Source organism: Algoriphagus sp. AGSA1 (assembly GCF_021390545.1).
In the GTDB taxonomy this organism is placed as follows: Bacteria; Bacteroidota; Bacteroidia; order Cytophagales; family Cyclobacteriaceae; genus Algoriphagus.
Map to the genome: position 1 here is coordinate 103,993 of NZ_JAJUWR010000001.1, position 25,145 is coordinate 129,137.

17 protein-coding genes are annotated in these 25,145 nt (G+C 43.2%); 14 read left to right on the forward strand and 3 right to left on the reverse strand.

Translation table 11 applies throughout. From position 1 onward, the window contains the following. The first annotated feature begins 774 nt into the window (after positions 1-774). The 12 genes from LZF95_RS00360 to LZF95_RS00415 all read left to right on the forward strand — a co-directional run bounded on the left by LZF95_RS00360 (position 775) and on the right by LZF95_RS00415 (position 18,705). Entirely contained in the window at positions 775-1,653 is an 879-nt protein-coding gene (locus tag LZF95_RS00360) for a BF3164 family lipoprotein (protein ID WP_233752929.1), read from the forward strand. 230 nt (positions 1,654-1,883) lie between these two features. Then, the gene (locus tag LZF95_RS00365) at positions 1,884-2,810 is read left to right on the forward strand and encodes a DUF4097 domain-containing protein (RefSeq protein ID WP_233752930.1); all 927 of its coding nucleotides are present in this window, start codon (positions 1,884-1,886) and stop codon (positions 2,808-2,810) included. Positions 2,811-3,211: 401 nt separating this feature from the next. Further along, a complete protein-coding gene (locus tag LZF95_RS00370) occupies positions 3,212-5,626 on the forward strand; it encodes an ABC transporter permease (protein ID WP_233752931.1) in 2,415 nt (804 codons plus the stop codon). Between the two features lie 286 nt (positions 5,627-5,912). Further along, a complete protein-coding gene (locus tag LZF95_RS00375) occupies positions 5,913-8,282 on the forward strand; it encodes an ABC transporter permease (RefSeq protein WP_233752932.1) in 2,370 nt (789 codons plus the stop codon). Between the two features lie 330 nt (positions 8,283-8,612). Then, the gene (locus LZF95_RS00380) at positions 8,613-11,024 is read left to right on the forward strand and encodes an ABC transporter permease (protein ID WP_233752933.1); all 2,412 of its coding nucleotides are present in this window, start codon (positions 8,613-8,615) and stop codon (positions 11,022-11,024) included. A gap of 513 nt (positions 11,025-11,537) precedes the next feature. Next, positions 11,538-13,973 (forward strand): ABC transporter permease, encoded by a 2,436-nt coding sequence (locus LZF95_RS00385; protein WP_233752934.1) that lies wholly within the window; start codon positions 11,538-11,540, stop codon positions 13,971-13,973. 109 nt (positions 13,974-14,082) lie between these two features. Continuing rightward, positions 14,083-14,949 (forward strand): ATP-binding protein, encoded by an 867-nt coding sequence (locus LZF95_RS00390; protein ID WP_233752935.1) that lies wholly within the window; start codon positions 14,083-14,085, stop codon positions 14,947-14,949. A gap of 36 nt (positions 14,950-14,985) precedes the next feature. After that, a complete protein-coding gene (locus tag LZF95_RS00395) occupies positions 14,986-15,285 on the forward strand; it encodes a hypothetical protein (RefSeq protein ID WP_233752936.1) in 300 nt (99 codons plus the stop codon). Next, the gene (locus LZF95_RS00400; RefSeq protein ID WP_233752937.1) at positions 15,275-15,880 is read left to right on the forward strand and encodes a hypothetical protein; all 606 of its coding nucleotides are present in this window, start codon (positions 15,275-15,277) and stop codon (positions 15,878-15,880) included. The genes LZF95_RS00395 and LZF95_RS00400 overlap by 11 nt, the downstream gene beginning before the upstream one ends. Before the next feature lie 519 nt (positions 15,881-16,399). Further along, positions 16,400-16,903: an aspartyl protease family protein gene (locus LZF95_RS00405; RefSeq protein ID WP_233752938.1), complete on the forward strand. Its 504-nt coding sequence runs from the start codon at positions 16,400-16,402 to the stop codon at positions 16,901-16,903. Positions 16,904-17,022: 119 nt separating this feature from the next. Further along, positions 17,023-17,637 carry a helix-turn-helix domain-containing protein gene (locus tag LZF95_RS00410; protein ID WP_233752939.1) on the forward strand — a complete coding sequence of 205 codons (615 nt, stop codon included), beginning with the start codon at positions 17,023-17,025 and terminating at the stop codon, positions 17,635-17,637. 102 nt (positions 17,638-17,739) lie between these two features. Then, on the forward strand, positions 17,740-18,705 hold the full coding sequence (locus LZF95_RS00415; protein ID WP_233752940.1) for a hypothetical protein: 966 nt from the start codon (positions 17,740-17,742) through the stop codon (positions 18,703-18,705). A 108-nt stretch (positions 18,706-18,813) separates the two neighbouring features. On the opposite strand, the gene LZF95_RS00420 is transcribed toward LZF95_RS00415, so the two are convergent. Genes LZF95_RS00420 through LZF95_RS00430 form a run of 3 tightly spaced genes read right to left on the reverse strand, consistent with a single transcriptional unit; the run spans position 18,814 to position 19,590 of the window. Next, on the reverse strand, positions 18,814-18,975 hold the full coding sequence (locus tag LZF95_RS00420; protein WP_306422243.1) for a hypothetical protein: 162 nt from the start codon (positions 18,973-18,975) through the stop codon (positions 18,814-18,816). Next, on the reverse strand, positions 18,950-19,264 hold the full coding sequence (locus tag LZF95_RS00425; RefSeq protein WP_233752941.1) for a permease prefix domain 2-containing transporter: 315 nt from the start codon (positions 19,262-19,264) through the stop codon (positions 18,950-18,952). Before LZF95_RS00425 ends, LZF95_RS00420 begins: the two co-directional genes overlap by 26 nt. Then, positions 19,264-19,590, reverse strand: coding sequence for a helix-turn-helix transcriptional regulator (locus tag LZF95_RS00430; RefSeq protein WP_233752942.1), 327 nt, complete (start codon positions 19,588-19,590; stop codon positions 19,264-19,266). The genes LZF95_RS00425 and LZF95_RS00430 overlap by 1 nt, the downstream gene beginning before the upstream one ends. A gap of 603 nt (positions 19,591-20,193) precedes the next feature. Between LZF95_RS00430 and LZF95_RS00435 the strand changes: the two genes are divergently transcribed. Next, the gene (locus LZF95_RS00435) at positions 20,194-22,554 is read left to right on the forward strand and encodes an ABC transporter permease (protein WP_233752943.1); all 2,361 of its coding nucleotides are present in this window, start codon (positions 20,194-20,196) and stop codon (positions 22,552-22,554) included. A 131-nt stretch (positions 22,555-22,685) separates the two neighbouring features. After that, positions 22,686-25,094: an ABC transporter permease gene (locus LZF95_RS00440; RefSeq protein WP_233752944.1), complete on the forward strand. Its 2,409-nt coding sequence runs from the start codon at positions 22,686-22,688 to the stop codon at positions 25,092-25,094. Positions 25,095-25,145 lie beyond the last annotated feature (51 nt).

Below are 25,145 nucleotides of genomic sequence, written 5' to 3' on the forward strand. Positions count from 1 at the left end.
CTTCCCGCACTTTTCTATTTATTGTATAGTTTTCAGAGGAGAATATAGGTTGAAAGTTAGTTCTAAAACTTCCATGATCATGAAGGTTCAGCAATATTTTATGCCGTTTGGCACATTGGTCATCTGAAGGTTGAAATGGGATGGATCAGGGTGCTGAAACTGTTGATCTTTCCTACTCATTATATTGGAAATGGACTAGTTTAAAATTTAAATTCCTGATTTACAGATGTTTGAAATTTATCCAGAAAAAAATCTAACTAGTTATTTGGTCTTATATATATATATATTGATATCATCAAAAATATTGATGGCCATGTTCATTTTTGATTGTACTGTAACGTATGCAGTATGGTGTGTAACTTAAAATAATTATATTATGTTAGCAAAAATTAAACTATTTGTAGCTGTTTTCTCACTTGCGCTCATGGGGTCTCTAATGTTGGGGAACGTAACGAGTGCTGTAGCCTCTACGTATTGTCCAAACGGATGTGTACAAGGTGACGAAGGGTGTTTCTGTCATATCTATCATGAAAATTTTTCTGAATACGACTGGGGCGATGATTCGGATGCTTAATGGATTGATAGCCGCCTTACTTTTTGTTAAGGCGGCTTTAGTATTTTATATTTTAACAAATGAGACTTATCTATAGCTTTTTGTTGTCAGCACTATTTTTATATGGCTGTCAAGACGAAAAAATTAAAAAATTCAAAGTTAGCAGTGCAGAAGTTATTGAAGTTAGTTCAAAAATTACTGACCTAGAAACGGGGATAATTATGGCAAACCCGTCCCTAACCATAACAGGGAATTATCTGATTGTTTCAGACTTTAAGCCAAGTGCTGATAGGGGTATTTACCTGTTTGATAAAAATAGCTTAGCCTATTTGGGCAGTACAGGTATTATGGGAGAAGGCCCTGGGCAAATAACCCAATATGGATTAGTTGCTGCTACCTCAAGCGGGAAAGAATTTTGGATGCCGGATTTCCCAAAATTAAAAATGTTCAAGTTTAATATCGATTCGGTGCTGATGAACGAGAACTATCTGCCTACGGTATCAAATCCTTTTGCCTATGACTTTTTTCTGTCACGATTTAAATTTATCTCCGATAGTGTTGCATACGGGACAGGACTGGAAGTACTCAGCCCCAGTACCTTTCGGGCTAGTCTGGGCAGGTGGAATATTAATACTGGGAAAATTGAGAAGTTTGGCGACGAGCATCCAAAGTTGATCGGCGAAAGGACAAATGCGTTTTTTGATTATTCCTACAAGCATAATATCATGGCACTTTCACATATCAACCACGACATTCTGACCATATATAATGCTGATGGAACAATCAAATACCATATCCTAGGTGAAAAGGAGTTTGATAACGAAAATCGAAAATTGAAGTTTTTTGGAGAGGTACATATTGGAGACAAGTATATATTTACCTCATACTTGGGAAGTGAGGGGTTTGAGCTGGTTGAAAATCAAGGGCCTAAGAGTGTATCAAAAAGTAAGATATTGACGTTTGACCTGGAGGGAAATTTATTGAAAGTGATTGAAACAGGGCATGAAATCCGATATTTTGGTGTGGATGACGAGAATAAACGGATACTGTGTTATTTTTTGGACAGGGAAGTTCCTATAGGATATTTTTATTATGAGTAACACCAAAAATACAATGTGACTAGAATCATTCTCAGAGACATTTTATTACTGCATTTGCATCTTCTTAATTCAAAGGGTTTGAGTATTTTGCCCGACAGCGGACAAAACTGTCCGTGTAAATCAGGCACTTACCTCATAAATTGCCTTTCCTTGCGTAATTAGCCTTCTTTTTCATGGCATAAAAGTGGAATTAGGGTGAATTCCTATTGATCCACTTTAATCCAACAGTTATGAAAAAGTTACTAGTATCCGCAGTTCTGGCCCTTGCGGTTTTTTCATCTGATCTCTTTGCCGCAGCAGCCTTTCGCGCCGATCCCTACCTTACTAAGGAGTTCACACTCACAGGTGCAGGCAATCTCAAAGTAGAAACATCAGGTGCGTCAGTTGCTGTCACAGGCGCAAGTGGAAATCAAGTGATCGTAGCTATGTACGTAAAGCTGAATGGCAAGCAAGTGGAGCTGGAAGATGCTGAAGTGGAGCGGGAACTGGACAACTATAACCTGGACATCAGCCAGAGTGGAAATACGGTCTCTGTGATCGTGAAAAAGAGAAACAACAGCGGTCGAAGCAAATTGAATCTTTCATTTAAGATTCAAGTGCCCACAGAAATGTCTTCCAAATTCCAATCCTCCGGCGGATCAATAGCTATCGATGGGCTACATGGTAGTCAGGAAGTTCACACGAGTGGAGGGAGCATACAGGTAGTGAACAGCAGAGGAGAGGTGAAAACCCGCAGCTCCGGAGGTTCATTCAGAGTGGAGAATTTCGAAGGCAATATCGATGTGCAAACCAGCGGAGGATCCATCAAAGTGAATCAACTTTTGGGAGATTTGAATGTAAATACTTCAGGCGGCAGTGTGAATTTGTCAGAGATCAATGGCAGTATTTCCGCAAGTACCAGTGGAGGATCTATCCGTGCGCAACTATCCAATGTGGAAAAACAACTGACCATGAAGAGCAGTGGAGGAAGCATCACGGCGGTAGTTCCAGATGGGTTGGGGTTGGATCTCGATCTGAGTGGAGGAAGGGTGAATTCCAAGCTTTCCAATTTCAGCGGAGAGGTGAAAAAGGATAGGATTCTGGGTAAAATCAACGGAGGTGGAGTTCCTGTGACTATGCAGAGTTCAGGGGGAAGCATCAATCTGGAGTTTAATTGAGTAGCTAGATGCTAGTATCAAGTACAGAGTATCTAGACATAAGAATTCAGAATCTAGAATCAAGAGACTAGAATCAAGATTAGTTTGGAGCGTCATTGAGAACGACGAAGTAGTGCGGCAATCTGTTTATTGAAGCCGCAAGATTTAAGTATCAAGACCGGAGACGGAAGCGTTGGCCGACTCCCCCTTGGACTTCGAAATTCATCTTGAAAAAGGTTTTTCATTAAAGGGGGCAGGGGGATTTTATATGAACCATGAATTTAGAGTCAGGACATTAGAAATTATAAATATGGAGAAATGACTTCCCAACCTTAAAACCTTAAAACCTTACCACCTGCCAACTTCTAAACACCTAATCTTCCAATCCGCCATGGCGGACAAGTCTTTAAAATCTTCTAATCATGTGGAAAAACTACCTAAAAATCGCCTATAGAAATCTTCTCAAAAAAAAGGTCTATTCCTTTATCAATATCATTGGTTTGGGGATTGGGATGGCTTGTTGTGTGCTCATTTTTATGTTTGTGCAGGATGAGCTTTCTTATGATACCTACCATGAAAAGGGAGATAGGATTTTTAGAGTCATTCACGGGGCAGCTCAGGAAAATGTAGAACCTGATCTTTCCACTTTTTGGGTTTGGGGGAATGCGCCTATCGGACCTGCGTTGCAGCTGGATTTTCCGGAGATCGAAAAGGTAGTTCAGTTTTCAGGAAGGGCGGATATCCTTTTTACCGTAGGTGAGGAGACACAGCAGGAAGATGGCGTGTTTTTTATGGATTCCACGGTTTTTGATGTCTTTAGCTGGGAGCTTTTGGAAGGAGATCCCAAGACGGCTCTAGTAGCTCCATTTAGTGTGGTCTTAACCGAGTCAACTGCCAGAAAATACTTTGGAAATGAGGAGGCTCTGGGAAAAACAATGAAGGGAAGCGAAGCAGCGGGAAGATCAAATCCCGGTGATTATACCGTGACCGGAATTATGAAAGACCTTCCTTCCAATTCTCATTTTAAGTTCAATACCCTATTGTCCCTAAGCACTTTCAAGCAGTCCAGACCTGATGTTTTTGATGCCTGGGGATATGTGGATACTTACACTTATTTTTTGGTGAATGATCAGTTTGATAAGGCGAATTTTGATGCAAGGGTTCCGGATTTTATTGAGCGAAGAAATGGTGATAACGGATACGGCTATACAATCGCGATTGAACCACTCAAAAATGTGTACTTGAGAACTGATGCCCTTCGTCAACCTGGTGACACAGGTTCACTTTCAAATATTTATGTGTTCTCCATCATTGGTCTCTTTATTCTGGCTATTGCGATGATCAATTTTATGAACCTTTCCACTGCCCGGTCTATGGAGCGGGCCAAGGAAGTCGGTATCCGTAAATCTATTGGGGCAGATCGCCGAAGTTTGATATTTCAGTTTTTGGGAGAATCACTGATTATCGTGGTATTGGCAGCCGTAGTTGGTATTATTTTGACGACCATCGCAATGCCTTTGATGAACGATATGACCGGAAAGGTATTTGAAATCAGCCGAATAGTCAACTGGCAGACAATTCCTGCTTTTCTCGTGATCATGCTTGTGATCGGACTGTTGGCAGGTTCATACCCCGCCCTGGTTTTGTCGGGTTTCCGACCGGTGATGATACTGAAAGGAATCAATAAATCAGACGCCAGAGGGGTTAATTTCCGAAAAGGACTGGTGGTATTTCAATTCAGCTTATCTATCGCCCTGATTGCCGGGACAATAATTGTCTATACTCAAATGAGTCACTTGCTGGACAAGGACATGGGTTTTGATAAGGAGCACATGGTGGTAGTGGATTACAATTATGATGAGCAGGTGAATAATGTCTCTTCGTCCTTGGAAAGTGAGTTGGAGAAAAACCCGGCTATTCTTTCAGTGGCATTTTCACGGAGTGTTCCGGGAAGTCATTTTCCAAATGCCTATACGACTTTGGAAACTCTTGATGGGGAGATGGTCGGACAGGCACAGCCAGTATTTCAGGTAGGATTGGATTTCATCGATCATTATGGTCTGGAGTTGGTGGCAGGAAGATCGTATTCCAGAGACTATCCCTCAGATTCCACATCGGCTTTGGTTATCAATGAAGCCGCTGCGAGGCAGTATGGTTATTCCAATCCCGCGGATATAATAGGGAAAAAATTTGACCAGTGGGGAAGGGCGGGGGAAGTGATTGGAGTGGTAAAGGATTTTAATTATATCTCTTTGCATAATACCGTTGAGGCTTTGACTTTGCCTTTTGAAGCCTATGCAAGTAGGTATATGAGCTTGAAAGTGACCGGTGAAGACTTGCCTGCCACGCTTTCTCAGATTGAAGGAGTTTGGAAGCAGTTGGCTCCCCATAGGCCATTTATCTACAGTTTTCTTGACGAGGATTTCAATAAGCAATACGAATCAGATTTCAGGTTCAGGCAGATCTTTACCGCTTTCTCCGTACTGGCGATTTTGATCGCCTGTCTTGGGCTATTGGGACTTGCTACCTACACCGCAGAGCAGCGAACCAAGGAAATCGGAATCCGAAAGGTATTGGGTGCAAACATCGGAAGCATTGTAGGCTTGCTGTCCAAAGATTTCATCAAGCTAGTATTGATTGCTATTGTCATTGCCACTCCGCTTGCATGGTATGCCATGAATAAATGGTTGGAAGGCTTTGCCTATCAGGTTTCTATACATTGGTGGATCTTCCTTGTATCGGGTGTATTGGCGGTAATCGTAGCCTTGGTGACGATCAGTTTTCAGTCTGTGAAAGCAGCGCTGATGAATCCGGTGAATAGCTTGAAGAGTGAGTGAAGGAAGGTGTGATGAAGTATCAAGAAGCAGTGTCCGGGACAAGAGAAGGATATCTGCCCCTTAGAAAACACGATAACCTGACAAACCACCACTTCCAACCTATGACTTGCTACACACCTTCGCGTGGACTTGTTCGACCGTACACGGACAAACCTGTCCGCAGATCTCTCTGCATAATGGCCGAATAGCTGTTTTTGAGAGAATTGAGCCGTATAATACTGGCATAAAAGTGGAAATTCGACACTAAAACGTTTTCATTTCACACTGCAAATTTTCCCCAGAAATTATGCTAAAACATCAACTTATTCTTATCTATAGAAATCTCCGAAAAGACAAAAGTACTTTTCTGATCAATCTCATCGGGCTTTCCACCGGCCTTGCAAGTGTCCTGATGATCTTTCTTTGGGTCAATGATGAACTGCAGATTGACAAAGGATATGCTACAGATTCACAACTCTATCAAGTGTTGGAAAATGTGGATCAGGCTGGTGGAATGATCACCCGGGAAACCACCGCTGGACCTACTGCACAGGGATTGAAAGATGACTTTCCTGAAGTGGAATATGCAGTGACCACATTTTCCAACAATATCAACAGTAGTATCCTGTCAGTAGAGGATCAGGATATAGCCGCCAGAAAGCTATATGCCAGTGCTGATTTTTTTAAGCTTTTCCCCTACAAAATCACCCAGGGCAATAAGGAAGAAATTAAGTCAGACCCCAACACCATCGTCATTTCAGAAAGTTTAGCTGTCAAACTTTTTGGTTCTTCAGAGAATGCAGTGGGCAAAATGGTAGAGTGGGACCATGAAAAGAATCTGGCTGTTGCCGGAGTATTTGAAGACGTACCGTCCACCGCATCCATGAAGTTTGATTTTGTGATGTCCTTTGAGGATTTCTGGACTGAAAACGAATGGGTACAAAGTTGGGGAAATACTGCCCCAACCACTTTTGTGCTGTTAAGGGAAGGAACTAATGTGGATGAATTTAATGCCAAGATCAAGGATTATGTAAAAACCAAGACTGAGGGAAATGTCACGCACAGATCTCAATTTGTGGCCAAATACTCAGACAGGTACTTACATGGTACATACGAAAATGGAATACAATCAGGCGGCAGAATATCCTATGTGAAGCTGTTTTCCATTATTGCCATTTTCATTTTGGTGATTGCGTGCATCAACTTCATGAACCTTTCCACTGCCAAAGCTTCCAAACGCATCAAAGAGGTGGGAATAAAAAAGGCTGTAGGTGCAAGACGGGGAGAATTGATAGTTCAATACCTGGGAGAATCCACCATGATGGCGTTTCTGTCGCTTTTGTTGGGATTGTTATTGGTTGTTTTGCTTTTGCCCCAATTCAACAGTATTACAGAGAAGCAACTTTCCCTTGATTTCAGCCCTGTGCTGATGACAGCAATCCTTGCCATAGTATTGGTCACCGGTCTCATCGCGGGAAGTTACCCGGCACTACATCTTTCTGGTTTTAGCCCTTCTACGGTTTTGAAGGGGAAAATCAGCAGTGTTGCAGGAGAGTTGTGGATCAGGAAGGGATTGGTCGTATTTCAGTTTGCGCTTTCAGTGATTCTAATTGTCTCAGTCTGGGTGGTGTACTTGCAAATAGAATATATACAGACTGAGAATCTGGGTTATGAAAAAGATAATGTGCTACTGATCAATAAGATAGGGGAACTGGGGGATACCGATAAAATGGAAGCCTTTATTTCTGAGCTTAAGGCTGTCCCCGGAGTAGTGGCTGCTACCAGTTCCGGTCATGATATGACAGGGCATAATGGAGGTACTTACGGGATTCAGTGGCCGGGCAAAGACCCGAATGACAAGACGGAGTTTGAGCGTATGGCGGTCAATTATGGTATGATTGAGATGATGGGGATTCAGATGAAAGAAGGAAGGGTTTTTTCCGATGAGTTCGGAACAGAGTCAGAGAAAATCATTTTCAATGAAGCGGCAATTGAATTTATGGGAATTGAAGACCCGATAGGGAAGGTGATCAATTTATGGGGGGAGGATAAGGAGATCATTGGCGTGACTGAAGATTTCCATTTTGACTCGTTTCATGAAGTGGTCAAGCCCCTGTTTTTCTACTATAATCCCGGGGCAACCAATTTGGTGGCAGCTAAAATCAATGCGGGTGATGAAATAGAAACTATCAAAAATATCGAAGCGCTACATAGCAAATTCAATCCCGGATTTTCGCTGGGCTATCGCTTTTTGGATGAGGATTATCAGGCACTTTATGTAGCGGAGAAGCGCGTGGCTACTTTGTCAAAGTATTTTGCAACGATAGCCATATTGATCTCCTGTTTGGGACTGTTTGGCCTGGCTACATTCACTGTGGAAAGAAGGGCAAAGGAAATAGGGATCAGAAAAGTACTGGGGGCAAGTGAACTAAAAATCGTCAGCATATTATCAGGGGATTTCACCAAAATGGTTATGGTGGCAATTTTGATTGCCTTGCCGCTGAGCTTCTTTATAGCTCAGGAATGGCTGGCAAGTTTTGCTTTTAAAATAGGCCTGAAATGGTGGTTTTTCATTGGAGCAGGAGCATTGACTATGCTGATTGCCTTACTTACGGTTAGTTTCCACTCGATCAAAGCCGCACTGATGAATCCGGTGAATAGCTTGAAGAGTGAGTGAAGATTAGTATTAAGTAGCAAGATATAAGTATCAAGAAGCTAGAACTAAGAGTCAAGACCGTAGAAGGGAGCATTGGCCGACTCCTCCTTGAACTTCGAAATTCATCTTGAAAAAGGTTTTTCATTAAAGGGGGCAGGGGGATTTAATAAGTATCAAGAGGCAATATATAAGAATCAAGATAGTAGAATCAAGAGACAAGAAACATGAGCCAAGATTTAAGAAATAAGGAGAAATGGGTTTCCAACCTCAAAACCTTGACACTTTACAACTTCATAACCTTTCAATCCGTCATGGCGGGCAAGTAAATTCAATATTCCAATTAGTCTATATATGTGGAAAAACTACCTGAAAATCGCATTTCGTAGCCTTGTCAAAAACAAGCTTCATACAGCTATCAATGTTTCCGGATTGGCTCTGGGGATTGCCAGTGTTTTTCTTATGACTTCTTATGTGGTCTATGAGCTTGGATATGATAGGTATTATGAGGAGCACGAGAACCTGTACCGTATCTCATGGGAAGATACCAACCCGCAAACCCGCACACCTCATCCAATGGCCCAGGCCATGGTAAATGACTTTCCCGAAGTGGAAAACGCCGTTAGTCTCTCTCCGCTTTGGGGTGCAGGATTGACACGGAGGATCTTTTCTGTCCGTAATCTTGAAAAGGGCTTACGGTTTGACGAAACCAACGTATTGGCTGTCGATTCCACTTTTTTTGATGTGTTTCGCATTCCAATTGTGCAGGGCGACGCAGAAAATGCGCTGAAAAGTATCAATGGACTATTGATATCCGAATCCACGGCTAAGAAATATTTTGGCGAGGAAGATCCAATCGGCAAATTTCTCGCCGTAAACGCTGATACAGTATTACTGGAAGTTATGGCTGTTTTCAAAGATGTGCCTGATCAGAGCCATTTCCACTTCGATCTGTTGGTTTCCTATGTCCGTGAAAAGTCCTTCGATCCTGATAATGATTATTATACATGGAATGATTTCGGCCACTTTAATTATGTCAGATTAAAGGAAAATTCAGATGCGAAAGTATTGGAGGGTAAGTTGATGAACTGGGCTAAAAATCATATGGATCATGTGCCTGAGGAAGTGTTTCAATCCTTGATAACCAGTAATTTAGGTTTTAAGTTGCAGCCTGTTTCCGATATTCATCTCCACTCAAATCTTCGCTGGGAACTTGAAGCGAATGGCAATATCGAATATGTATATATCATGGTAGCTGCGGCATTGCTTACACTGTTGGTTTCTTGCATCAACTTTATGAATCTCATGACCGCAAAGTCTGCCGAGCGGGCAAAAGAAATAGGAGTGAGAAAAACCCTTGGTGTATTACGTAGTCAACTTTCCCTTCAGTTCATGAGTGAATCGTTAATTTTAACCCTTATCTCGGTAGTTTTTGCCGTTCTTATCATTGAATTAAGTCTCCCTCTTTACAATTCAGTGACGGGACAATCAGCTACATTGGACTATATGGAAGCTTTTCCGGTTTTAGGAGGTCTTATTATAATCATTGGCATAGGTGCGGCTATATTTCCATCACTCTATCTTTCATCTGCGAAACCCTACGATATTCTAAAAGGGAAATATCAACAATCGACCAACGTGAAAAGCTTGCAAAAAGGGTTGATCGTATTTCAGTTTGCCATTTCGATGGTACTGATCTCAGGAGCGATAGTCATTTTTAATCAACTCGACTATATTCGGAATAAAAATTTGGGGTTTAATACAGAGGAAGTGCTTGTTATACCATTGAAAGAAAAGTCTGTCTCAGGGCGAATGGAAGCATTGAAGTCCGAATTACTGAAAATAGAAGGGGTTAATTCTGTTTCTGCGAGTTCAAACTTACCAGGAGGACAGTATAACCAACATACTATTTTTGCGGCGGATGATCCTGAGAATCGTCTGAATAGTTCGAATGCGTTCGTAGATTACGATTTTATGAAAACCCTAAACATAGAGTTGGTGGATGGCCGTTTTTTTCTGCCCGAAAATAGGGCCGATACGGAGGCTTCATTTGTACTTAATGAAATGGCTGTACGGCAGCTCAATCTTTCAGAAGCCGTGGGAAGCGAGATCTGGTGGATGGCTTTTGGAAATGAAATAAAAGGGAAAGTAATTGGTGTAATGAAGGACTTTCATTTTCAATCACTGCACAGTCCTGTCCAACCGCTGTTTTTTGTACTGTATCCTTCATATAATCATCTGATAATCAGTGTTGATAATGATAACTTTGAAGATAAAATCGCCAACATCAAACAAGTCTATTCGGAATTTGATGATTCTTTCGATTTTGAATATGCGTTTTTGGATGACCAACTTAATCAACAATATAAAGCAGAAAGCCGCACCGGTCTTATTTTCGGATCATTTACAGGCATTGCTATCGCCATAGCCTGCTTCGGGTTGTTTGGAATGGCCATGATCACGTTTAATCAGCGTACGAAAGAAGTAAGTGTCAGGAAAGTTCTTGGTGCTTCTATCGCTCAGCTTACTGTGTTATTAATTGGAGACTTTACTCGGTTGATATTAATTGCCGCTGTTGTTGCCACTCCGTTAGCGTGGTTTATAATGGAATGGTGGCTGGGTAATTTTACCTATCAAGTGGGTATTCATCCTGCAGTTTTCCTCTTTTCGGGATTGATTCTGGTCTTTATTGCATGGATTGCTCTAAGCTATTTTACTTTCAAGACAATTCGTGTTAATCCTACAGAAACCCTGAAAAATGAATGATACTAAAAGTTTATATTCAATAGTGAACCCATTGCCAGTGATTGGAAGGAAAAACATGAAAAGTGAGTGATGAGAGTATTTGGTATCAAGACATAAGTATCTAGATGATAGAACCAAGAACCAAGAACCAAGAGCCAAGAACCAAGAGCCAAGAACCAAGATCTAAGAATCAAGATCTAGGCAACTCCCCATTATGTCGGGATTTGGTTCGTATAAGGATTTTCATCAAGGGGGGCTAGGGGGATTTTATAAGTATCAAGACGCAAGACATAAGTATCAAGACGATAGAACCAAGAACCAAGAGCCAAGAAGGGAGAGACAGAGTTCAGTTTTGAGCCTCATTGCGAATGCCGGAGGAGTGCGGCAATCTGTTTATTGAAGCAGCAAGATTTGAGCATCAGGTCATATCAAGATGAAAGAATCAATAACCAAGATTAAAGAAATATGGAGACAAAACTTCCAACCTCAAAACCATGCCACTTTCCAACTTCATAACCATTCAATCCCTATATAATGTTTTACCACTATCTCAAAATCGCATCTAGGAATCTCTGGCGAAATAAAGTGTTTTCGCTGATCAATATTATGGGACTGGCAATCGGAATGGCTGCCTGTCTGCTTATTTTTAGGTATGTGGATTTTGAGCTAAGTTACGATGACTTCCGAAAGCCCACGATTTACCGTTTATCGAGTAATGCCTATATGCATGGGGAAATAGTGGGAAAACGGGCCCAGACCGCTCCTGCGCTGGCACCAGCCTTTCATAGGGATATTTCGGAAGTGATTCAGGCAGCCCGCATCGTACATACAGCTCCATTGATGTCAGATCCCGTTTTTCAGGTAGGAGATCGGAGTTTTCATGAAGAAAAGATCTATTATGCAGATGCTTCATTCCTCTCCATGTTTTCCTATCAGATGTTGCGGGGCGATGCCAAGTCGGCACTTACGCAGCAGGGAAGTGTAGTCTTGTCTGAATCAATGTCCCAAAAATATTTTCCCGATGGGGATGCGGTGGGAGAATCCCTTGATTTTCATATGGGGGAGATGGGGCAGACGCAGTTGCTTATCAGTGGGGTTTTTGAGGATGTTCCTAAGAATTCCCACCTGCAAACTGATTTTATTATCTCCTTCAATTCCCTGCCCTGGAACCTCAATGAGAACTGGGATTGGGGGAATTTCTATAATTACATAGAGATTCTACCGGAAAGTGACCCAGAGGCAGTAAAACAAAAAATCCATGGGGTGCTTGAAAAATACAGAGGGGAGACAATAGCCGAATGGCGTAAAGAAGGCTATTTCGAGGAGTTTGATCTGCAGCCCATCCAGGGAATTCACCTGGACTCAAATCTGGAAGCAGAGGCAGAAGTAAATGGCAGCCGACGTACGGTGTCATTTTTAACCCTTATTGCATTTTTTATCCTCGTGATTGCTTGGATCAATTATATAAACCTGACCACTGCCAAAGCTATGGAGCGGGTAAGGGAAATCGGGATACGAAAAGTAGTGGGGTCAAGCAGAGCACAATTGATGCAACAGTTTTTGGCAGAATCATATTTGATCAACTTGGTGGCGGCACTGCTGGCAGTGATAGTTTCAAACCTCCTGATGACTCCCTTCCACGCCCTGACCCTGGGGCACTTTGCAACAGGATTCGATTTAAAAATGGGATTGGGCATCATCGTCTTATTTGTTTTCGGGACATTTATTTCGGGATTGTATCCTGCGATAGCACTGTCCTTCCAGCCTGTGCGGTTGATAAAGGGGGATTTAAAAAACTCCAAGGGGGTTCAGCTCAGAAAAGCATTAGTGGTGTTCCAGTTTGCGGCGTCTATTGCGCTTATAGCAGGAACTTTCGGTGTACGGGAGCAATTGCACTTTATGCGGCATCAGGACATGGGTCTGGATTTGGAGCAAACGCTTATCCTGAAGGGACCCGGTATTAAAGATTCAACTTATCAGAGCCAGCTTGCCTTTTTTAAAAATGAAGTACAAATGCTGCCAGAAGTTCAGAGGGTGAGTGTGTCCTCCAATATTCCTGGACAACAACTTAGCTGGGGAAGGCCTTTTTATCCACCTGCAACCCCTGAGTTCAGAAAAGGAGTGAATATCGTAGCGGTAGATGAGGATTTCTTCGAATTATATGGCAGTACATTTCTTGCGGGACGCAATTTTTCCACAGAAATCCTCTCTGATCGGGGTGCTGTGATTTTTAATGAAACAGCCATCCGCCAGCTAGGTTTCAGCAGTCCGGAGGAAGCGGTCCAACAAAAAATCATTTGGGATGAAGCCGAAAACGATCAGCACACGAAGGAAATCTTGGGGGTGGTTAAGGATTTTAATCAGCAATCTCTGCATAATGAAGTGGAACCCATGGTCTTTGCATTGAAAGAATATCTGAATGCTCCTTGGGCTGGGGAATATTATTCTTTGAAAATCACTTCAACCGATTATCCCAATGCATTAAAACAAATCCAAGCTAATTGGAGCGAGGTTTTTCCGGGCAGTCCCTTTGATTACTTTTTTCTTGATGCCTATTTTGATAGCCAGTATAAATCTGACAGGCAATTCGCAAAAGTTTTCAGCTTGTTCGCAGGTTTGGCTATACTGATAGCGTGCCTGGGTTTGTTTGGGCTATCCTCATACATGACTTTGCAGCGCACAAAGGAAATAGGGATACGGAAGGTTTTGGGAGCTTCAGTGCTTACCATCATGTCCCTACTTTCCCGGGAATTTCTCAGGCTCATAGGCATAGCCAGTATAGTCATACTTCCGGCCGTATGGTATTTTATGAAAAAATGGCTGGAAAATTTTGCGTACCGGATGGAGATTCATTGGTGGTTACTGGTGTTACCAGTGGTTCTGGTCTGGTTCATGGCTTTGCTTACGATCAGTTTCCAATCTGTGAAAGCAGCACTGATGAATCCGGTGAAGAGTCTGAAGAGTGAGTGAGGAGAGTACCAATGATCAAGTATCAATGAGCAATTTTCAATGCTCAGGTGTTGAGACCCTTGAACATTGAACATTGAGTTTGGGCATTGAACCTTTGGATCTTTATCCAATGAGTTTTTCGGAGTTTTTGATTGCCTTGGGCGAAAATGATTTATTGGATCTTTTGGAAAGTGAGGATTGGGTTTTGATCAAAACCTTCAGTTCCAAATTTATTCAGTTGCTAAAGCAGTATTATTATATCGGAGGCATGCCTGAAGCTGTTCTGAGGTTTTCAGAAAATGCTGATTTTGACGAAGTGAGGCAAATACAAAAGCGGATTTTAGATGCTTATGAACAGGATTTTTCCAAGCATGCACCTCATGAAATTGTGCCTAGGATCAGAATGCTCTGGAATTCCATCCCGGCACAATTGGCCAAAGAAAACAAAAAATTCATTTATGGAATAATCAAACAGGGTGCCCGAGCAAAAGATTATGAATTGGCAATGTCCTGGCTGATTGATTGTGGCTTGGTACATAAAATCAACAGGGTTGCCAAACCGGCGATTCCTCTTAAAGCCTATGAGGATTTAAGTGCCTTCAAGTTGTTTGTGGTGGATGTAGGCCTTTTGTGTGCGATGGTGGATGTGGATGTGAGAACTTTGCTGGAGGGAAATAACTTGTTTGAAAAATTTAAAGGGGCATTGACTGAACAATTTGTAATACAGCAATTGATCCTATTGAAAGAAATATCAACCTATTATTGGTCTGCGGAAAAGGCTACTGCTGAAATAGATTTTTTGGTACAGTTTAATGGTCAGATTATTCCTATAGAAGTAAAAGCGGAGGAAAACCTGAAAGCTAAAAGCTTAAAACTGTTTTGTCAAAAATATAAACCAACTACAGCAATCAGAATATCTATGTCTAATTTCAGAAAAGAGGATTGGCTGCTTAATTTGCCCTTATATGCAATTGGTAATTTGCCAAAGGTGAAGTAGCAACACCGTAGAACGAAGACGTTGGCCGACTCCCCCTTGGACTTCGAAATTCCACATGAAAAAGGGTTTTCAGTAAAAGTGGCAGGGGGATTTTATAAGTATTTGAGAACTTTCAACTCCTACACCCATGCCCGTGTCTTCATAAAAAATGTACAGCCTTATCTGGATAAGCTAAATCCTCTCATGCTTGAGGTAATATTTTTAAAGCAAAAAATCATTGATTCCCAGCAGAAAATAAATCATGTCTCTCAAGAAATTAGAATGGGGAATATGATGAAAGTGGATTGGGTACTTTTGTTCAGTATTCTTTCAAAAACCGGATACCATGAGCTTTAAAAACATTGAGTTTGGCAGAGATTTTTTGGTCTTTGCGGCCGTACTGATAGCCGGCTTATCGTCAGTTGGATGTTCAAAAGACAGCGATGCCAATCCCCAACCAGAATATTATTTCCGTTTCAAGGTAGACGGTAGTACGGTGGACTATTCCGACTTGGTATCCCAGGCCTTTTATCCCGGTACTACATCCGTAAATTACTATGTTGAAGAAAGTGATATCTACCAATCGATGATTTTCTCCACGGCCAATGTTAATGAAGTCTTGAAAAATGCCCTTCAAATTGTGACTTGGCACCGGGAACCCTTCAGCGTCAACGTTACCTATAGCACTACCGGATCTGCCTCCAGCCAAAACGTTCCACATTTCTTTCAATTTGGCTATTACGACAGCAGCGGCACGCTTTATTTTGCTAGGGAGCAGAGCTATTATGAGCCAATAAGCCTGACCGCCACGGATGCAACCATCCGGTTTACCGAAATCAGTGATACCCGTATCAAAGGCACTTTTTCGGGCATGTTGCACAATCACAACCAGACCGTGTGGATAACCATTACAGAAGGGGAGTTTCAGGTGCCTTCCCAGTTCCCACAGTAAGGACATTGTTGTAAGGTTCAGTTCCGGTTTTCGAGGATAACCACTGCATAAGATCATGAAAACAAACAGACATTTCATCAATGCAAAAATCGCAGGATATATCTTGATACTGCTATTGCCCGGCTTCCGCAACATTTATGGACAAACCCCGGAACAAACGCAATCTATAAAAAGAGTCCTTTGGGTAGCTGAAAGACTTGTTCAAAAAAAGAATGCTCCTTGTCATCTTTTTGTGGTTTTCTTCCAAAGTCCACATCTGTCCCCTGAGAGTCGAGAGGCAAGATACAGCTTGTAATGAAATACAATGCAGTTCGTTTTTGATAGTGTCTCCTAATAGTTGAATTGCACGCCTGTGGGCATAATTGTGCGCTTTTTGATTTCGAACTGATTCAAAATGATGTTCTAAGGCTTTTAAAGGCTGTTTTGACTGGCATCGTTGTGGAAAGGATTAATGTGCCCTGATACGGATTATTGATTTGATTCATAGCCCGTTGAGCGATCACATTATTCCGAGTCCTTATGCATTGCTATCACATAAAATCAATAGTTCTGGTCATTGCCCTGACTGCCTTTTTACCAGTACTATCCTGGGCGCAGGTAAGCTATTCGGCAGTTAAAATTCACAACCTTCATCCCAAACCCATAGTGAAAGTTACCATAAACGGCAAGCCAGCTTATCTCCTGCTGGACACAGGCTCAGACATAGACCTCCTGCATAGTAAAGCAATGAAGAAATATGACTTTTCAATTTATACAAGAAACAGCGACTCCAGACAAATGCTTGCCAGCGTGAATGGCGTGGAACGCACTTTTGATTATGTCTATGACCTTGACCTGATGATCGGAGAAAAGCATATTTCCGGTAGTTTTATTTCAATGGATATCAGTAGTATAGTTACTTCTATCAGTAATAAGACCGGGATGACTATTTCTGGCATAATTGGTTCTGAAACGATGAAAAACTATTGCTTTATCATCGATTACGAAAAGGCGGAGGTGATGCTGAAAAGCGGGCGGGAATAGCTATATTCATCATTTAGAGCAATGGTTAAGTCATGCAGCCTTTCGGCATACCGTGATGTGGATAAATACCCCAAACGCTGCCACTGCTCCCTCATGTCTGCGACAACATGTTAGTTGAAATGGAAATATCAGAAAAAATAGCTTTAACCAGGAAGAAGAAAGGACTTAGCCAAGAGCAATTGGCAGAAGCGGCAAAGGTTACGGTTCGGACCATACAGCGCATAGAAAGTGGGGAAAGCATTCCAAGAGCATTTACCCTCAGGACTTTGGCAGAGGCTCTGGAAATAAATTTTGAAGACTTGGTCACCATTGGTGAAGTACATAGTAGTGGTTTTTCAGATGATTCAGTTGCACTTCAGACTAATTTTGACCCGGATGACGAAAAGCATACGCTCCAAGTCATTTGCTTAGCATGCTTTAGTTATCTGGTAGTCCCCTTTGTTCATTTTTTGATCCCCGCTTATTTTTTGAAAAAATCAGGGAGTAGCAATCCCAGAACAATTACTGTTGGACGGACTGTTATCAGACGGCAGATTTATTGGACGGTGGCACTTTCCCTTGTATTGCTGCTTACCTCAGGTTATAATTTTATTGTCGCTGTATATTTTGAAGAATCATACCTGCTGCATTACTTATGGCCCTTTTTTGGAATGTACATTTTGAATTTCTTCATTATTCTCCACAGTCTCATCCGCGTAAATACGAGGGATGATGAACCTGCCCTGGCTGCATAAAACAATCGGAAAGTAAGCAATGTCAGGTGATTGTCGGGTGGATTACGTCTTGTTGCCCCGTTTTCAAGCCTAGTTTTGCACAGGACAAAACACAGACAAAAAATGAGGGAGTTAAAAAAAACAGTACTGGCGATAGTATTCTTTTCCATCTTTTCCGGCAAGGTACTCGTAGCCCAATCTATACCAGCCAATCAACTGGTTTTGCCGTCAAAAACGTTTGTGTTGCCGTTTTTCTGGCAAGGAGATACCATCGGCTCAAAATGGGAAGCGAATGCCGCTATGCTTATTCCCGTGAATTTAAAGGACTGCCCACGTAGATTTTATATGCAGTTTGACTTGGGCGCTCCATATTCTTTGCTGTATGGAAATAAATTGGAGGCCATTGAATCGGAATTCCCTGGCTCATTTCCTCAGGAAGTGATGGACGGAAAGCTTGCAAACTTTTCCTTTAAAGCAGAGCAAGTGCCTATTTTAGCTAAGGAGATTGAAGTGAAGAAGTTCGATGATTCGGCAATCGATTGGCAAAATGAAGATGGTGTGGAAATAATCGGGACTATCGGGGCTGATCTGATTGATGACAGGATAGCAATTATTGATTACCCGGATAAAAAGCTCACCATTTCGCAGGCGATCCCGGAAAAGATCGGAGAGGATATGTCCTTATCCGATTTTATATATTCACATCGGCGTGTGTTATTGCCGGCAAAAGTGAATGGCAAAGAGACCCTTCTTTATTTTGATACCGGCTCCAGCATGTTTGAATTGCTGACTGACAAGGAAACAAGTGAGCGGCTTGCCGCACCTGATGCAAGTCCTATCCAATTCACAGTAAAATCATGGGATAGGTTTTTGACTGCCAATAGCCTGGCATCAAATAGTATCATAGAAATTGCGGGTGTTTCGATTCCCGTCACTTCTTCCACGTATATCGAGGGAATTAGTGATTCTCAGATCGAACAAATGTCTAAAATGGGAATAGGGGGTATGACAGGAAACAAGCTCTTTTTGAACTATAGGTTAGTACTTGATACCAAGAATCATAAGTTTGGACTTATACCTTCATTTTAGAAATAGCAAGGAAACCGAACTCACAGATCATGAAGGTCAGGGCGGAGACTGACCCGATGGAGAAGTCTTTTAATTTTCCAACTACAACCTGTTTTTGATAGTGGAGGCTTATTCTGACCGTAAGCTGTTTACCGGGTTTGCAACAGCGGTTTTTATCGCCTGCACACTGATCGTCAATAAAGCAATGAGAACTGCGCCGGCCGCAGCGGCAATAAACACCCACCATTGAATAGTGATTTTGTATTCAAACCCATTCAGCCAGTTGTTCATTTATATTGCTTAGGGAGAAGGTTTTGCTCTTCAACAGATTTCTCCAACCGATCTTGAAATAGCTTCTGTACATGCTCATGGTAGTATGCTGATTTGGAATTGAAATAGATTTGATGAATCCTGGCCGGAAGTATATGAGCACACTCCAGGAAAATTTCCATCTGGCCTTGCGGGGAGTGTCTTTCACTTCCTTGCTAAACACCTCTATGAGATCCCCTTCGATCTCCTCAAGGTAATCCTCCCGGCAAAACCAGCGGAGAAAGGCGAGCGCTTTTTTGGGAGGTTGCATCAGCCAAAAGTGATTTTGGGAATCCTGTTGTAGATATTGCTTCTCAGGGCAAACTGCTCATCCAAAACCCGCTTACCCAATGCTGTAATGACATAATACTTCTTCCGTCTGCCGCCACGCGCTACGGTAATGCCGCCAAATCTTGATTTGACGTAATCCTTTTCCTCCATTCGCTTCAACGCAACATGCACCGCACTGATGTTCAGGGATTTTCCCAGTTCTTTTTCTAATCCGGAAAGGATCGATACGCCGTATGCCTCATCGTGCAGTGCTGCTACCATCAGCAGTACCAGCTCTTCAAATTCGCCCAGTGAATGTTGTGCCACTTTGGATTTATTTACTTAACAAAAGTGAATGTAATATATTTGATTCATATTTGTTAAGTAAATGAAAAAATATTTTTTCTGTTGCGCTGCTTCAACGGGCTAAGACAGATAAGCCTTCGAGGCCTTTCAATTGCTGTGCCTAGGTTTGTGTCCGCACAAACCGCATTTCCACTATCCAGCTTCTCCCAAAGCCGTGTGGTTCGGAATTACGAAACGGAGAGAGAAATATCGAATGCAGAACGTCGAATAACGAATGTGAGTGCCGTAATGCACTTCGATATTCATTATTGGGAGCACGGTGTTCGATATTCCTGAATTGATGATTTTGGCTAGTTCAGTCATGAAGGCTAGTACGGACACTGACCTCGGCAGAGTGATTGTGGCCAGTGGGACACGGAGAGTTAACTGTTTGACCCATAGTTGGCAACCTGCAACTGAATTGATTTGCCCGACTGCGGACATTATTGTCCGAACTTTTTCCATCCAAGAACGACCCTGACCCTTTGAATGCGGGTTTTGGCCGATTTGGCATGGCATGAATGTGGACAGACAATTCTCTGACTCTTAATCTCTCTTCGTCAGACAGACTCTATCAACAAAACTATGTGGATCAATTACTTTAAAATCGCCTATCGGAATCTACTTCGGAACAAGGGGTTCTCGCTGACCAATCTGCTTGGACTGAGCATAGGCTGTACCAGTGCGATATTTATTCTGCTGTGGGTGTACGATGAACTTACCTATGACAAGTTTCATGAAAACTACGGGGAGATCTACCAGGTCATGGCACACCGGGACTACAACAATCAGATCTTTACCGATCAAAACATGGTGTTTCCGCTTGGTCCCGCCATTGAACAAGAGCTGCCGGAGGTAAAGCATGCGGTGGTTTCCACTTATCCCGAATCGCACATTTTGTCAAATGGAGACCGTAAATTCCGGGAGAACGGGATCACAGCCAGTGAAAATTATTTTGAGGTGTTTTCCTGGCAGTTTCTGCAGGGAAATCCCAAAACGGCGCTTCCTGATCCCAGTTCCATCGTGCTGACAGAATCATCTGCCAAAGCCCTTTTCGGAGAGGAAGACCCCCTGCATAAAACAGTGAAAATAGACAACTCCCATGAATTGACAGTCACTGCTGTCCTCCAAGATCTTCCGGGAAACTCCACCTTTCAGTTTGACTACATCCACGCATTCAATCTTTCCGATGCAACACTGACCCGGGCGATGAGCAACTGGACCAGTTCGTCCTGGAATATTTTTGTGCAGACCGTACCGGGGACTGACCCGGAGATCTTGTCCGAAAAAATAAGTGAGCTGAAGATTCAGAACAATCCCGGTGATAAGGGAATCAGTGAATACTTCGTCTTCCCGATGGCCAAGTGGAGACTCTATGGAGAGTTTAAGGAAGGAGTCAACACCGGAGGGATGATCCAGTATGTACGGCTTTTTTTCTTTATCGCTGTGATCATACTCCTGATTGCCTGTGTCAATTTTATGAACCTTTCTACAGCCCGGTCCGAGCGCAGGGCAAAAGAAGTGGGGATCCGAAAAACACTGGGCTCGGACAAAAAACAACTGATTCTTCAGTTCTTTTTTGAATCTACCATTTTGACAGTAATGGCCTTCTTTTTATCAGTACTGGCTGTTTCCCTACTGATGCCCACATTCAATCAGCTGGTCGAAAAGTCCCTTTCCTTGGAGATCACTTCTTCTGTTTTTTTGATGATTGCCCTGGCAATCCTGCTCTTTACCGGAGTGATAGCAGGTAGCTATCCCGCCTTGTATCTTTCTTCGTTCAATCCGGTCAAGGTCCTGAAAGGGACTTTTCTAGTGGGTAAAAAAGCGGCTTTGCCCCGGAATATTCTCGTGGTGGCCCAGTTTGTGGTCTCTATACTGCTGATTTCCTGTACCCTGATCATCTACCAACAAATCCAGCATATCAAAGACCGGGAAATGGGATATGATCCCAATAATCTCATCATGGTTTCCACTACAGATGACACCGGGAAAAACTTCGACGTAATCAAAGATGAACTCCTCAAGACCGGGACGATCCAAGCGGTGACCCGGACGTTTTCTCCCATTACCAGCATCTGGTGGAGATCTCCAGCGCCTGAGTGGGAAGGCAAACCCACCGATATGAATCTGCTGATGACTGGAATGAACTCAGATCTGGATTTTGCTGAAACGATAGGGGTCAGGATGCTTCAGGGCACTGACTTCACCGGGATGCCGACCGATTCATCGGCTTTGATACTCAATTTGGCTGCCGTGGAGGCCATGGGACTGGAGGAACCCGTCGGGATGCAAATGAGATACAACAATTCTACCTATACCGTCATCGGAGTCACAGACAATGTGGTCATGGATTCTCCATTCAAACCTGTAGATCCGATGATGATATTTTTTAATCCGGATCAAACCTACTCCATCAGCATACGGCTCAGGGAAGGGACGCAGGTACAGGCTGGATTACAGGCTGTAGAGGAAGTTTTTATGAAATACAATCCATCCGCACCCTTTGAATATCAGTTTGTGGATCAGGAATTCGGAAGGAAATTTTTGGCCGAGGAGCTGGCCAGTAAGATTACGACTATTTTCTCCGGTCTGGCGATTTTCATCTGCTGTATCGGTTTGGCAGGACTTGCCTCTTTCACCATAGAAAAGCGTTTTCGTGAAATAGGCATCAGAAAAGTCTTGGGGGCTTCCATTTTCCAGGTTTTATTGCTGATTTCAAAGGATTTCCTCAAGCTGGTGCTGATTGCATTTTGTCTTGCGGTACCTTTTGCCTATTGGAAAATGGACCAATGGCTGGAAAGTTATACTTATCATATCAGTATCAGTCTCTGGGTCTTTGCAGGAGTGGGAGTGATGGTGATGATGCTGTCATTGGCAGTGGTCAGTCTGAATACCCTCAGAGCGGCTCTGGCCAATCCTGTGGACAGCCTGAAGAGTGAATAATGGAACAAAGTAAATGTGTCAAGTAATAGGAAACTGAGTGGAGCATGCGCCTTGGAGCCTCCCAATCTTGCAACTTTAGAATCCGCTCAGAACAGACAAGCCATTGCCTCCTTTAAATTCTCATAGAGATCATGTGGAAAAACTATCTTAAAATCGCCTTTCGAAACCTAAGGAAAAACAAATTGTTTTCCCTGCTGAATATTTCCGGCCTTTCTATAGGAATGGCCGTCTGTATCCTAATCATGCTGTTTGTGAGCTACGAGCGGGATTTTGACGGGATCCATACCAAAAACATCTACCGGCTCAACGAGGTGCAGAAGTGGGAAGGCATGGTGGCTCCCCAGAATGTAGCACTGTCCATGTTTCCCATGGGGCCCACATTACAGGAAGAGTTTTCCGAGATCCTCAATTACGTCAGGGTCAGGGAAGGTGGGGAGTTGAGACTTCTCCGGGATGATACACCCTTGATATTGGAGAGGAACTTCTGGGCGGATTCTTCTTTTTTCCGGATTTTTGATTTCAGACTGATTGAGGGAAACCCAGCTACAGCCCTGGCCGAACCCAAAAGTCTAGTCTTGACAGAGAAAAAGGCGAAACAGATTTTCGGAGACCAGTCCCCTATGGGCAAGGTGCTGACAGTAGCCGAACAGGACAGCGCCTATTTTACAGTCACCGGAATTGTGGCAGATATCCCGGAAAACTCCCATCTGAGATTTGATGGTCTGACCTCTTTCAGTACCTATGTGGGACCTCAGCATATGGAAAACTGGGGTGGCAATTGGTTGACCACCTATCTGGAACTCACACCTGGTGCTGATCTTTCAGCTTTGGAAGCCAAGTTTCCGGATTACCTCCTTTCACATATGGGGGAGGAAAGGGCCAAGGGATACGAGCTTTTCCTGCAGCCTCTCAGGGAGGTTCATGCGGGCTCCACTGACATTACCCATGACTACATCAATTACCAAAAATTTGACGGAACCTACACCCGGATATTTTTCTACATCGCGCTGATTGTGCTGTTCATCGCCGGGATCAATTTTGTCAACCTTTCCTCCGCCAAGTCCATCAGCCGCGCAATGGAAATCGGGGTGCGCAAAGCTTCCGGAGCTTTGAAATCCCAGTTGTATTTTCAGTTTATCAGCGAGTCGATCCTGATCAGTACACTGGCGATGATGCTTGCTGTGATCATGGTCTATCTGTCTTTGCCTTATCTCAATGAGTTCAGCCAGCGAAAGCTTGAATTTCCGTTGTTTAGCGACCCGATCGTTTTGACATCTCTGATTTTTGGCGCGGTTGCCGTGGGAATACTCTCAGGAATATACCCAGCGGTGTATCTGTCAAACTTTCATCCGGTCAAAGTCCTGAAAGGTTCGCCGGTGTCAGGAAAGCGAAAGTCCGATTTCCGAAATGCACTGGTCGTTGTCCAGTTTAGCTGTGCCATTTTCCTGATCATTTCGACCTTCTTTGCCACTCGGCAAGTGCGTTTCATGCAGGAGAAAGACCTAGGGTTTTCGCATGATCAGGTTGTTACGCTTCCAATGGGAGGGCGCTATTCCCCGAGGTACGATGTGTTGAAAGAAAAACTGCTTTCCAATACCCTGATTGAAAATGTGACCGCATCGGGTCAGCGTCTAGGCAATAATCTACACCAGTCGGGAATAACTTTTCATGGGAATGGACCTGCCAGAAGCCTTACCACCTCAAGGGTAGTTGTGGATCATGATTTTCTGGACGTTTATCAGATCGAACTGATCGCCGGCAGGAATTTCAGGGATGACGAAGCGGATTATGGAAAGGCCTATATTATCAACGAGTCACTTGCTCAGGAACTGTTGGAGGATGTAGGGGAAGTCAAGCCCATCGAATCTCTGATCGGTCACAGATTTGGCTTTAGCGGGATGGACTCTGCTGCGCAGATCGTCGGTATCGTACGGGATTTTAATTTTAATTCCCTGCATCACAAGATCGAGACGCTCACGCTTTTTAACCATAAACAGTGGGGCTATGACGAAGTCTCTGTGAAGATAAGCGGAAATCGGACTGCCGAAGCTCTCGCTCATATCGAATCAGTCTGGAGTGAGGTGATCCCGGAGCGGGATTTTGATTATGAATTTTTGGATGACCACTTTACTGAACTGTACCGTGCAGACCGTACTGTAAACGCAATAGTCGGAATGCTGACCTTGCTGTCGATCCTGATTTCCTGCCTGGGACTCTTTGGACTTGCGACCTTCACCACTGAGCTGAGGATAAAGGAAATCGGTATCCGTAAGGTGCTCGGAGCCTCGGTAGGCGGGGTGGCAGCGATCCTTTCCAAAGATTTTGTCAAACTGGTACTGGTCGCTCTTGTCATTGCTGTTCCTGTATCCTGGTATCTGGTGGATCGCTGGATTCAGGATTTTGCCTATAGGATCGATATTGATTGGTGGGTGTTTTTGGTTGCGGGCCTGGCGGCTGTGTTGATTGCCTTGCTTACCGTGAGTTCACAGGCGATCAAAGCGGCTTTGATGAACCCGGTAGACAGTCTGAGAAACGAATGAGCAGTAGCAATTCAGCATCAAGAAGCAAGAGGGCCTTGATCCGAAACACAA